This window comes from Sphingomonas sp., from assembly GCF_031426035.1.
In the GTDB taxonomy this organism is placed as follows: domain Bacteria; phylum Pseudomonadota; class Alphaproteobacteria; order Sphingomonadales; family Sphingomonadaceae; genus Sphingomicrobium.
Window position 1 is genome coordinate 1 of record NZ_JANPKO010000109.1, and the last position, 11,105, is coordinate 11,105.

General features: G+C 69.2%; 9 protein-coding genes, 1 tRNA gene and 1 pseudogene. 7 read left to right on the forward strand and 4 right to left on the reverse strand.

Features of this window, described 5'->3' with window-relative positions:
• A pseudogene (locus RMP08_RS08040) lies at nt 1–363 on the forward strand (polyribonucleotide nucleotidyltransferase); the annotation flags it as partial.
• Nucleotides 364–429: 66 nt separating this feature from the next.
• On the opposite strand, the gene RMP08_RS08045 reads toward RMP08_RS08040, so the two are convergent.
• Nucleotides 430–1,875: a Ppx/GppA family phosphatase gene (locus tag RMP08_RS08045; protein WP_310468476.1), complete on the reverse strand. Its 1,446-nt coding sequence runs from the start codon at nt 1,873–1,875 to the stop codon at nt 430–432.
• Between the two features lie 7 nt (nt 1,876–1,882).
• The gene (locus RMP08_RS08050; protein ID WP_310468477.1) at nt 1,883–4,135 is read right to left on the reverse strand and encodes an RNA degradosome polyphosphate kinase; all 2,253 of its coding nucleotides are present in this window, start codon (nt 4,133–4,135) and stop codon (nt 1,883–1,885) included.
• Nucleotides 4,136–4,278: 143 nt separating this feature from the next.
• Between RMP08_RS08050 and RMP08_RS08055 the strand changes: the two genes are divergently transcribed.
• The 3 genes from RMP08_RS08055 to RMP08_RS08065 are packed head-to-tail and all read left to right on the forward strand — an operon-like array spanning nt 4,279 to nt 6,987.
• On the forward strand, nt 4,279–4,728 hold the full coding sequence (locus tag RMP08_RS08055; RefSeq protein ID WP_310468478.1) for a hypothetical protein: 450 nt from the start codon (nt 4,279–4,281) through the stop codon (nt 4,726–4,728).
• Nucleotides 4,729–4,775: 47 nt separating this feature from the next.
• Entirely contained in the window at nt 4,776–5,936 is a 1,161-nt protein-coding gene (gene chrA / locus RMP08_RS08060; RefSeq protein ID WP_310468479.1) for a chromate efflux transporter, read from the forward strand.
• 55 nt (nt 5,937–5,991) lie between these two features.
• On the forward strand, nt 5,992–6,987 hold the full coding sequence (locus tag RMP08_RS08065) for a L,D-transpeptidase family protein (RefSeq protein ID WP_310468480.1): 996 nt from the start codon (nt 5,992–5,994) through the stop codon (nt 6,985–6,987).
• A 40-nt stretch (nt 6,988–7,027) separates the two neighbouring features.
• Here RMP08_RS08065 and RMP08_RS08070 read toward each other — a convergent pair.
• A tRNA-Ala gene (locus RMP08_RS08070) sits at nt 7,028–7,103 on the reverse strand.
• A gap of 178 nt (nt 7,104–7,281) precedes the next feature.
• Between RMP08_RS08070 and RMP08_RS08075 the strand changes: the two genes are divergently transcribed.
• Together RMP08_RS08075 and RMP08_RS08080 are read left to right on the forward strand one after the other, a co-directional pair.
• Entirely contained in the window at nt 7,282–8,124 is an 843-nt protein-coding gene (locus RMP08_RS08075; RefSeq protein ID WP_310468481.1) for a DUF2171 domain-containing protein, read from the forward strand.
• 143 nt (nt 8,125–8,267) lie between these two features.
• Nucleotides 8,268–9,254, forward strand: a complete 987-nt coding sequence (locus RMP08_RS08080; protein ID WP_310468482.1) for an NADP-dependent oxidoreductase — start codon at nt 8,268–8,270, stop codon at nt 9,252–9,254.
• Nucleotides 9,255–9,287: 33 nt separating this feature from the next.
• Here the strand turns inward: RMP08_RS08080 and RMP08_RS08085 are convergent, their stop codons facing one another.
• Nucleotides 9,288–10,160 (reverse strand): neutral zinc metallopeptidase, encoded by an 873-nt coding sequence (locus RMP08_RS08085; protein WP_310468483.1) that lies wholly within the window; start codon nt 10,158–10,160, stop codon nt 9,288–9,290.
• Between the two features lie 98 nt (nt 10,161–10,258).
• Here RMP08_RS08085 and RMP08_RS08090 point away from each other — a divergent pair, with 98 nt between their 5' ends.
• Nucleotides 10,259–11,026: a 3-hydroxybutyrate dehydrogenase gene (locus RMP08_RS08090; RefSeq protein WP_310468484.1), complete on the forward strand. Its 768-nt coding sequence runs from the start codon at nt 10,259–10,261 to the stop codon at nt 11,024–11,026.
• Nucleotides 11,027–11,105 lie beyond the last annotated feature (79 nt).

The window sequence follows — 11,105 nt, forward strand, 5'->3', positions numbered from 1 at the left end:
GGCCAGGAGGTCAAGGTCAAGCTGCTCGAGGTCGACCAGCGCGGCAAGGTCCGCCTGTCGATGCGCGTGGTCGACCAGGAGACCGGCGCCGAGCTGGAGGACACCCGTCCGCCGCGCGAAGGCGGTGACCGCGGCGACCGTGGCCCGCGCAGCGATCGTGGCCCGCGCCGCGATGGCGGCGGTGGCGGTCGTGACCGTGGCCCGCGCCGTGACGGCGGCGGTGATCGTGGTCCGCGGCGTGAAGGCGGAGGCGGCGAAGGTCGCGGCGAGCGCGGCCCGCGCCGCGAGCGCAGCGAAGGTGGATCGAGCGAAGGCCCCGCGCCCGAGTTCGCCCCCGCCTTCCTCAACCGCGACGACGACTAAGCGCTCGGCGCTCCTGTCCTGAACGACCCCGCTGCAAGCTTGCTTGCGGCGGGGTTTTTCATGGTGTCAGCCGATGGTCACTGCGGCGTCATGGCCGAGTGCTTCGGCGAAGCGCGCCAGGCGGCGCTCGACGGTGTCGCCGACCAGTGCCTGCTGGTTGCGCCCGACGCGCAGCACCACGGTGTCCGCCGCGAGCGTGAGCGACGTCGCGCCAAGTGCCGCGCCGACCCCGCCGCTCAGCCGCTGCCCGAGCCGCATCGCCATCCCCCAGCACCGCGCGCGCTCGAGCCGTTCGGGCGGGCACAGCGCGGCCAGCGCGGGATCGGGCAATTTGGTCTTGCCGAAGGTTGCCGACAGCGCCTGCGCCATCACCACGCGGTCGCCGTGGCCGACCCCAACCCAGTCGCCGTGGAGCGCCATCTCGACCCCGCGCTCCCACCGCTGGTCGGCGTTGGCCTGCCATGCGGCATCGGCGATCAGGCACGCCGCGAGCCGCAGCCGGTGCATCTCCGCGGTGTCGTCGAACAAGGCGCCGATCCATTTGTCGAGCGCCTCGCCATGGCTGTCGAAGCGCGGCTCGGTGCCCGCGGCCTCGCGCGCCGCCGCGATCAGCGGGTCGCTGCCGCGCGCTTTGGCCCGCAGGCCGTCGTGGATCAGGCCTTCGCGGATGCCGAAGCCCGAGACCACCAGTGCTTTCGGGCTGAGCTCGTCGGTTAGGTGCTCGAGCAGCATCGCGGCGATCGGCGAGGTCGCCAGCCGCGCCGCGGCAATGCCCTTGACGAACGGCGCATCGAGCGCGCCGACCATCTGCCGCAGCGCGGGGGCGCGGGCCGGTTTCATCGCGTAGGCGTGCATGATCGGCAGCGGGTAACCCGTTGCGATCATGTCGATTTTGCCCAACGCGCGCCACGACCCGCCGACCATGTAAAAGGTCCGGCCGCGGCCGCGCGCGCCGAGCCCGCTGTCGCGCAGCGCCGCACGCAAAATCGCCAGCGCCTCGCGCTCGCCCGAGCCGCCGGGGGCGATGCGCAACACGCCGAGCGGGAGCGAAATCGCGCGCCCGACCGCGCCGCCGCCGACCTCGACCAGCTCGAGGCTGCCGCCGCCGAGATCGCCGACGATGCCGTCCGCGAGCGGAATGCCCGACAGCACCCCCTCGCCCGCGAGCAGCGCTTCCTGCTCGGCGCTGAGCACCTCGCAATCGAACCCGATGCGCTTGATCTGCGCGACGAACGCGGCGCCGTTGCTTGCATCGCGCACCGCCGCGGTCGCCACCACCCGCACCGTCCCGACCTTCATGTAGCGCAGCAGCAAATGGAACCGGCGCAGCGCCGCCAGCGCGACATCCTGGCTCGCCTCCGACAGCTTGCCGGTTTCGCCGAGCCCGACCCCGAGCCCGGCCAGCACTTTCTCGTTGAAGATCGGCGACGGCGCGCGCTCGGCGCCGCCATAGACCACCAGCCGCACCGAGTTCGACCCGATGTCGATAATCGCGAGCGGCTGGCGGGACACGCGCGCTCTAGCGGCCGCGGTGGAAGCGCAGCTTGGGCACCCGCCGGCCCTTGCGCAGCGCCTGGCCGCGCCCCGACAGCGAGGTGTTGGTCATGAAATATTGGTGCAGGTTGAAGGCCTGGTCGGGCTTGGGCTGGAGCCGCTGGTAGCTGCCGTCGGCCTTCAATCGCCAGCTCTGCTCATTGTCGATCAAATTGGCCACCATCACCTGGTCGAGCAGTTGCGCGTGGACGGTGGGGTTGTCGATCGGAAGCATATATTCGATCCGCCTGTCGAAGTTGCGCGGCATCCAGTCGGCCGAGCTGATGTACACCCGTGCGTCGGCGTGCGGCAGCCCCGCACCGTTGGCAAAGCACCACATCCGCGCATGTTCCAGGAAGCGCCCGACAATCGATTTCACGTGGATGTTTTCGGACAGGCCGGGGACCCCGGGGCGAAGGCAGCAGATGCCGCGGATGACGAGGTCGATCGGCACCCCCGCCGAGCTCGCCTTGTACAACGCATCGATGATCCTGGGGTCGACGAGCGAGTTCATCTTGGCCCAGATCCCCGACGGCTTGCCCGCCTTGGCATTGGCGATCTCGGCGTCGATCAGGCGCAGCAATTCGTTGCGCATCTGGTCGGGCGAAATCACCAATTGCTTCAAGTTGCGCGGCTCGAGGTACCCGGTGATGTAGTTGAACAATTTCGCCGCATCGCGCCCGATCCGCGGGTCGGCGGTGAAATAGCTCAAGTCGGTGTAGGTGCGCGCCGCGACCGGGTGATAATTGCCGGTGCCGAAGTGGCAGTAGGTACGGTAGCCCTTTTCCTCGCGGCGGACGACCAGCGAAACCTTGGCGTGGGTCTTCCAGTCGATGAAGCCGTAGACGACCTGGACCCCGGCACGCTCGAGCGCGCTCGCCCACAGCAAATTCTGCTCCTCGTCGAAGCGCGCCTTCAACTCGACCACCGCGGTAACCGATTTGCCCGCTTCGGCGGCGTCGATCAAAGCGCGGATGATCGAGGACTGCTTGCCGGCGCGGTACAGCGTCTGCTTGATCGCCACCACGTCGGGATCGGCCGCCGCCTGCTGGAGGAATTCCACCACCACCTCGAAGCTTTCGTACGGGTGGTGGACGAGGATGTCCTTGCTGCGGATGGCCTCGAAGCAATTGCCGCCATGCTCGCGGATTCGCTCGGGAAAGCGCGGGTCGAACGGCGGGAACTTGAGGTCGGGGCGCTCCTCGTCGACCAGCACCGCGAGGTCGGCCATGCCCAACAGCCCGACGGTCTCGGACAGGATCGCGTTCGACGCGCCCAAGCCTTCCTTGACCAGTTGCACGAGGCTGTTGGCCATGTCGGGCTCGAGCTCGAGGCGCACCACGCGGCCGCGCCGCCGCCGCTTGATCGCGGTGCGGAAGTAGCGGACGAGGTCCTCGGCCTCCTCCTCGATCTCTATGTCGCTGTCGCGGATGATGCGGAACGAGCCGCTCGACAGCACCTCGTAGCGCGGGAACAGATAATCGATCTTGCGCCGGATCAGCGTTTCCAGCGCGATGTAGCGCGACGCTTCGCCGGGGACGCGGATGAAGCGCGGCAGCGCGACCGGCAGCATCAGCAGCTCGCGGATCGGCTTGCCCTTGCCCTTGCGGATTTCGAAGATCAGCGAAAAGCCGCGGTTGGGGATGAACGGGAACGGGTGCGCCGGGTCGATCGACTGCGGCGTCAAAAGTGGAAAAATCTGTTCGCGGAACTGCTGGTCGAGCCACGCCTCGGCGCTGTCTTCCAGCAGCGCGTCGCCGACCACCAGCATCCCAGCCTGGGCCAGTGCACCGAGCAATTCGTCCCACACCTCGTGCTGGTTGGCGACCAGCCGGTCGACCTCGGCGGTGATTGCCGACAATTGCTGGCTCGGGGTCAGCCCGTCGACCGAGCGCTCCTCGACGCCGAGCATCTGGTGCGCCTTCAAGCCGGCGACGCGGACCATGAAGAATTCGTCGAGGTTGCTGGCCGAGATCGAGAGGAAGCGGACGCGCTCGAGCAAGGGGTGCGCGGGGTTGCACGCTTCCTCCAGCACGCGGCGGTTGAACGCCAGCCAGCTCAGCTCGCGGTTGAAGTAGCGCGAGGTCGGCTGCGGCGTCGGCTGCGGCTCGGCTTTGGGCTGGAGCTCGGCTTTCGGCTGCGGCTCGGCCTTTGGCTGCGCTTCGGCTTTGGTTCGCGGTTCGGTTTTGTCGAGGGCTTGCACCGCCTCATTGTCGGATGCCTCGGGCACGCTGTCCATGTCGCTGATGTCTTTTATGTTGATGCGGCCGCGAGCGGACCGCTAATGGCGCGTCATGCGACTGAAACAGAAACATGTGACGGTGGTATGACGTTCAACTTCGCCGGGCGGCCCCGCTCCGGCCAGCGTGAGGGACATTGAACATGGCCAAGACTGCTACCGCCAAGAAGGCGAAACCGGCGAAGAAGACTACCTCCAAGGCGCCGAGCAAGACCGCCAAGGTCAAGAAGGCAGTGGCGGGTGCGGGCAAGAAGGCGGCCAAGCTGGCGTCGAACCCGGCGGTCGCCGAAGTGGTTGCCGCGACCCTCGTCGCGACTGCCAGCGCGCTGCGCAGCCCGAACAAGGCGCGCGCCATGGCGGCCTCGGTCGGCGATGAATTGACCGCCGCGAGCAAGCGCGCGGCCAAGGACGGCGGCGCGTTCTGGGCGCTGGCGATGGACATCGCGCGGCGCAGCATCGACGCGCTCGGCGCCGACGGCGGCGGCAAGAAGGCCAAGCCGGCGGCCAAGAAATCCGCCGCGAAGAAGCCCGCCGCGAAAAAGCCAGCAGCCAAAAAGCCCGCGGCGAAGAAAAAAGCCAAGAAGAAGGGCTAACCGTCCCTCCGCCGCCCGCCGTCCCGGAATCGCTGGGAGCGCTGTTCGTGCGCTTCCTGCGGTTCGGCGCGCTCGCGTGGGGCGGGCCGGTGGCGCAGATCGCGATGATCAAGCGCGAGCTGGTCGACGACGAGCGCTGGGTCGACCCGCCGCGCTTCAACCGCCTGCTCGCGGTGTACCAGGTGCTGCCGGGGCCCGAGGCGCATGAATTGTGCGTCCATCTCGGCATGGTCCGCCGCGGGCGGATCGGCGGGGTGCTCGCCGGGCTCGGCTTCATGCTCCCCGGGCTGGTGTTGATGCTGGCCTTGTCATGGCTCTACGCGCGCAGCGATTTCACCCGGCCGCCGTTCGCCGCGCTGTTCCTCGGGGTCCAGGTCGGGGTCATCGCGCTGATCGTGCGCGCCGTGCACCGCATCGGCGGCCACGTGCTGGTCGACCGCTGGCTGTGGCTGGTCGCGGCGCTGTCGGCGCTCGCCGCGTGGCTCGGGGTGCCGTTCTGGATCACACTGCCCGCCGCCGGGCTGGCTTTTGCTTTCTTCATGCGTGGCTGGCGCGTCGCCGCGGTGGGGGTCGCCGCGGCCGCCGTGCTGCTCGCCATCGTGACCATGCCCGATGCCACGCTGCTCGGCCCCGCGGCGGCGGCCACCCGCCCCGCGCTGGTCGAGCCGGGCTCGGTCGGCGCGCTGCCGTTGTTCCTGTCGGGCCTGACCGCCGGGCTGTTCACCTTCGGCGGGGCGTACACCGCGATCCCGTTCGTGCGCGGCGACGCGGTCGAGCGCGGCTGGGTCAGCGACGGCCAGTTCCTCGACGGTCTCGCGCTGAGCGGGATCATCCCCGCGCCCTTGATCATCTTCGCCACCTTCGTCGGCTACCAGGCCGGCGGGCTGGCCGGTGCGCTGGCGATCACCGCCGGGGTGTTCCTCCCCGCCTTCGCTTTCTCGTTGATCTTCTTCGACCGGCTCGAGCAAGTCATCGAGGACCATCGCTGGCGCGACGGGCTGGCCGGGGTTGCTGCCGGGGTGGTCGGGCTGATCGCGGTGACCACGCTCGACCTTGGCGCAAACGTCGCCCGCGCGGCGCCCTCGCTGCCGCTCGCCGCATTGCTGTTCGCGGCCTGCCTGGCGCTGCTCTATGGGTGGAAATCGAAGCATAATGTGCTGGCCGTGATTGCGTTTTCCGCTGCCGCGGGGCTGGCCGCGTTCAGCTGACTTTCCGGCCCCCGCGCGCTCTGTTAGTTTCGCGCCCGAGAGTCGGGAGGGGGCGATGATTTTTGCGCGCGCGGCAGTGGTGGTGGCGGCTTTGGCACTGGCGGCGCCGGCCGCGGCGAGCGGGTCGAAGGTGTCGTCCCCGCTGCAGCTCGCCAAGCAGGCCGAGCGGCTCAAGCCCGGCGAATGGGTGTGGGCGGGCAAGATCGCGCCGACCGGGCCGGTGCTGGTGTATGTCGACCTCGAGCGCCAGCGCGCCACGGTCTACCGCAACGGCGTGCGCATCGCGGTCACCACCATCTCGTCGGGCAAGACCGGCTACGACACCCCGACCGGCGTGTTCACCATCCTCGAAAAGGACAAGGACCACCGCAGCCGCACCTACGACAACGCGCCGATGCCGTATAATTTGCGGCTGACGTGGAAGGGGGTCGCGATGCATGCCGGCAACCTGCCCGGCTTTCCCGCCAGCCACGGCTGCGTGCGGCTGCCGCTGGAATTCTCCAAACTGCTGTTCGCGGCGATGCCGATGGGCGGCACGGTGGTCATCGCGGGGGGCAATTCGGACCCGGTCAAGCGCCCGCCGGCGGGGGTGCTGGCGCCGATTTTCGCGGGGGTCACGCCGGCGCGCACGACGGTGGTCGGCGGCAGCCACGATTACAGCTGGAAGGGCGACGCCGCGCCGAGCGGGCCGGTGTCGATCATCGTCTCGACCGGCGACCAGCAGGTCGTGGTGCTGCGCAACGGGGTCGAGATCGGCCGCGCCCGGGCGCGGGTCCAGCAGGCCAGCAGCGAAACCCAGGTGATGACGCTGACCGGCAGCGGCGGCAAGCCGCAGTGGATCCAGGTCGGGGTGTCCGACCTCGCCCACCAGGACGCCGATATCATCAGCACCCAGGGCGTCGAGCAGATGCAGCTGCCGCCCGAGTTCGTCACGAAAATGCGCTCGGTGATCACGCCGGGGACCACGGTGCTGGTGACCCAGGCGAGCGTCACCACCGACACCACCGGGGCGCAGACCACGGTGCTGGCGTCGGACCCGGCGGTGAAGTGAGGGCGGTTTAGTCAGCCGTATAGTTGCGGCGCCGGGCGGCTGGTGGAGCTGAGGGGAATCGAACCCCTGACCTCTGCAGTGCGATTGCAGCGCTCTCCCATCTGAGCTACAGCCCCGCGCCTTCGGCAGGCGGCTCGATAGCCGCGCTTCCGCCCCTTTGCAATTGCTCGCCGCATCTCCCGTCCGCTCCACCGTGATTGCGGGCACGCCAGCGGAACGACCCCGCCAAGCCATTCGTTTTTCTCCACGATTGCGGCCGCCATGCGAGCGGTCGTCTAACTGGGAGAATGTGACATGGCGTACGATCGGGACGACTTCCGACGCAGCAGCGGGCGCGACCCGCGCGACCTCCGTTCCAGTGACCGCTTTGAGCGCGGCCGCGACCGCGGCTGGCGCGAGTCCGAGCGCGACGAGCGCGGCTTCCTCGAGCGCGCCGGCGACCAGATCGCGTCGTGGTTCGGCGACGAGGACGACGACGACCGCCGCTATGGCCGCGACGAGCAATTCGGACGCGACCGCGACGAGTTCAGCCGTCCGCGCAGCCGTACCTTCGGGCGCGAGGGCGAGCGCGGCTATCGCCCGCTGACCGGCGATTACGGCCGCGCCGAAATGGGGCGCGGGCAGCCGAATATGGACCGTGAACAGGTTCGCCGGCCGTCTTCGAACGAGCGCAACCAGCGCTTCGACCCGCATTACGCCGAATGGCGCCAGCGCCAGATCGACGCGCTCGACCGCGACTATGACGATTATCGCCGCGAGCATCAGTCGAAGTTCGAGAACGACTTCGGCGGGTGGCGCGAGCAGCGCCAGACCAAGCGCCAGATGCTCGGCCAGGTTCGCGAGCATATGGAGGTGCTGGGCAGCGACGAGGCTCCGGTCGGCACCGTCGACCGCGTGGCCGGCGACCGCATCATCCTGACCAAGTCCGATGCCGAAGCGGGCGGCGCGCACCATTCGCTGCCGTGCACCATGATCGGCCGCGTCGAGGGCGAGCGGGTATTGCTCGAGGTCAATGCCGAGCAGGCCAAGCAGGCGTGGCGCGACGAGAGCCGCGACCGTGCGCTGTTCGAGCGCGAGGACCAGGGCGAGGCCGGGCCGCACATGCTCGACCGCAGCTTCTCGGGCACCTACCGCTAGAGCAGGCGTTCGACCGGTGGCCGCGCCGAACGGCCGCCGACCCAGGCCCGGCCGCGCCCCCTTTCGCGGCCGGGCCTTTTTATGTGTGCCGCGCCGCGCGGCGGGCGTATGGGCTGGCCCGACCCGCTCGAGGAGAGACAGTGATGGCCCGCGCCTGGCATTTGATGAGCCGCCCCAAGGGGCTCCCGACCGCCGACAATTTTGCGCTCAAGGAGCTCGCCGAGGCGCCGCTCGGCGACGGCCAGATCCGCGTCGCCAACCGCTGGCTGTCGGTCGACCCGTACATGCGCGGGCGGATGAACGACGTCAAAAGCTATGTTCCGCCGTTCCAAATCGACGCTCCGATGGACGGCGGCGCGGTCGGCGAGGTGGTCGAGAGCCGCGCCCAAGGCCTGTCCGCGGGCGACCATGTGCTGCACATGGCGGGCTGGCGCGACGAGGCGGTGATCGACGCCAAGGCGGCGACCAAATTGCCCGACCTCGGGGTTCAGCCGCAGGCCTTCCTCGGCAACCTCGGGCTGACCGGCGGCACCGCTTATTTCGGGCTGCTCGAGGCAGCCTCGGCGCGCGAAGGCGATATCGTGTTCATCTCCGCCGCGGCCGGCGCGGTCGGCTCGGCCGCGGTGCAGATCGCCAAGGCCAAGGGGATGACCGTGATCGGCTCGGCGCGCGGGCCCGACAAATGCGACTTCGTGCGCTCGCTCGGGGCCGACGCCGCGGTCGATTACAGCGCCGGCCCGATCGTCAAGAGCCTGTCGGCGGCGGCGCCCAACGGCATCGACGTCTATTTCGACAATGTCGGGGGCGACCATCTCGACGCCGCCTTCGCGCTGGCCCGCCAGAATGCGCGGTTCGCGATCTGCGGGATGATCGACAGCTATAATTCGGGCGAGCCCGCGGCGTTTCGCTACATCATGCGGGTGATCGCCATGCGCATCCGGATGCAGGGCTTCATCTACACCGATTATCTGCCGCGGCTCGGCGAGTTCCACCGCGACATGGGCCAGTGGATCGCGGCCGGCCAGGTCCAGTCGCGCGACACCGTGGTCGAGGGGCTCGAGCGCATGCCGGAGGCGTTCCTCGGCCTGTTCGAGGGGACCAACACGGGCAAGATGCTGGTCAAGGTGTAGGGTCTCCCCTCCCGCGAGCGGGAGGGGGACAGGTCAATTAAACTTGCACGCCGCGGGGTCGCCGCTCTTGAGCCCGGTTTGCAGCGCCGCCATGCGCTGCGCCGAGGTGCCGTGGGTGAAGCTCTCGGGCACCACCCGGCCCTGAGTCTGCTTCTGCAGCGTGTCGTCGCCGATCGCCTCGGCCGCGCGCATGCCTTCCTCGAGGTCGCCCGGCTCGAGCAGATTCTTGTCGTTGGCGGCCCACACCCCGGCGTAGCAGTCGGCCTGGAGTTCGACCCCGACCTGGATCTGGTTGCCGCCGGTACGGCTCGCCCCCGACTGCGCCTGCTGCGCGCGGTCGAGCGTGCCTTCGAGGTTCTGGACATGGTGCCCGACTTCGTGCGCGACGACATAGGCCATGGCGAAATCGCCCGGCGCGCCGAAGCGGGTCGACAATTCGTTGAAGAAGGTCGGGTCGAGATAGATGCTCTGGTCGGTCGGGCAATAGAATGGCCCCATCGCCGCCTGCGCCGTGCCGCATCCCGATTGACCGCTGTTGGAGTAAGCGATCATCTTGGTCGGGGTGTAGCGCGCGCCCGAGCGGGCGAACAGGTCGGTCCAGCGCCGCTCGGTCGAGCCCAGCACGCGGGCGAGCACATCCTTGGTGTTGGGGTCGAGCGTCGACTGGCCGGCCGGCGCGCTGGTGGTCGGGCCGCCGCCGGTCGGGAGCAGGCCGCCGCCGCCGCCGAGGCTGTTGAGCGCGCAATAGCCGACCAGCAGGACGAGCACCCCGATAATCCCGAAGCGGCTGGCGACCAGCGGCAGCAGGCAGCCGAGCATATTGCCCCCGCCCCCGCCCAGGCCGAACCCGCCGCGCCCGGTATTGTCGATGAAATTGCCGCTGGGGTCTTCGTCACCGAGCCGCATGCGCTGTCCCTCCTGTTGCTCAGCCCCCAATGCGCGAGCGGGCACGACGGTTGCAAATCGTTCCGGCGGCGGCAATCAGCGGCGGCGAAGGAGTCGCCATGAGTTTGGACGGTAAAGTCGCGCTAATCACCGGGTCGACCTCGGGGATCGGCCTCGCCATCGCCCGCGCACTCGCCGCCGAAGGCGCCAAGGTGATGCTCAACGGCTTCGGCGACGCTGGCGAGATCGAGGCGGTGCGAAGCGAGCTCGGCGCGCTCCACGATGGCGCCGACCTCAGCGACCCGGCGGCGATCGCGGCGATGATGGCGCGCTGCGCGGCCGAGCTCGGCGGCCTCGACATCCTCGTCAACAATGCCGGCATCCAGCATGTCGCCCCGGTCGACCAGTTCCCGCCCGAGAAGTGGGATGCGATACTGGCGATCAATTTGTCGGCGGCGTTCCACACCATCCGCCTCGCTTTGCCCGCGATGCGCGAAAAAGGCTGGGGGCGGATCATCAATACCGCGTCGGCGCACAGCCTGGTCGCGAGCCCCAACAAGTCGGCCTATGTCGCCGCCAAGCACGGCGTCGCCGGCCTGACCAAGGCGGTTGCGCTGGAGGCGGCGCGCGACGGGGTCACGGTCAACTGCATTTCGCCCGGCTATGTCTGGACGACGCTGGTCGAGAACCAGATCCCCGACACCATGAAGGCGCGCGGCCTGACCCGCGAGCAGGTGGTCAACGACGTGCTGCTCGCCGCCCAGCCGACCAAGCGCTTCGTCACCCCCGAGGAAGTCGCCGCCTTCGCCGTCTTCTTGTGCCGCGACGAGGCGGGGTCGATCACCGGCGCCAACTTGTCGATGGACGGCGGGTGGACCGCGGCTTAGGCTCGGGCACAATGCGTCGATCCCTCCTGCTCGCGGCCGTGCTCACCCTCCCCGCCTGCGCCGTGATGCGCCCGGCGGG